The sequence below is a fragment of the Streptomyces sp. SID12501 genome (genome assembly GCF_010550245.1).
Classification (GTDB): domain Bacteria; phylum Actinomycetota; class Actinomycetes; order Streptomycetales; family Streptomycetaceae; genus Streptomyces.
Genome location: NZ_JAAGLU010000331.1, coordinates 1 through 564, shown reverse-complemented (window position 1 = coordinate 564; position 564 = coordinate 1). Strand labels below are relative to the sequence as shown.

General features: G+C 74.5%; 1 protein-coding gene. It reads right to left on the bottom strand.

The annotated features are described in order from the left end of the window. A partial coding sequence (locus G3I71_RS52875; protein WP_203733063.1) for an LCP family protein occupies nucleotides 1-454 on the bottom strand: 454 nt, incomplete at its 3' end. Between the last annotated feature and the right edge of the window lie 110 nt (nucleotides 455-564).

Genomic DNA, 564 nt, shown 5'->3' with positions numbered 1-564 from the left:
TGAACAGGGTGGTCCGCGGCTTCGAGCGCCCCCCGCCGGGCAGCGCGCACTCCGGCAGCTCGACGAGCGAGTCGCGCGGGATCGACACGACCTCGGCCCACGTCCGGTCGCCCGCGACGTGCACGAGCATCGTCGTGTCCGAGCGCATGCCCTCGGCCTCGCCCGCGAGCGCCACGTTCTCGGCGTCCCGCAGGTCGGTGCCCATGACGAGGACGTTCATCGCGTCGCCCGCGAACGGGTCGCCGGGGGCCGCGGTCGTGGCGTCGGCGCGCGGCGTCGCGAGGACCAGCCCGGAGACGTCGGACACGTCGATCTGCCCGCGAAGGTCGAGGTAGACGGCCGCGGCGCCCGACGCGAGGAGCGTCAGCACACCGGTGAGCACGAGCGCGGGCACACGCGCGACGGACGGTCGCAGCGTGCGCGCGTGGCGGGGTCCGACGGGGTCCTGGGTCACACCGTCGACGGTAGGAGTGCTGGTCGTGGACGCGCCGGGGGTCGTGGAGCGGGTCTGTGAAGGTCCCACGGAGAGTCGATGCTGCTCGGCAGGTCACCGGTTCCGCGCGG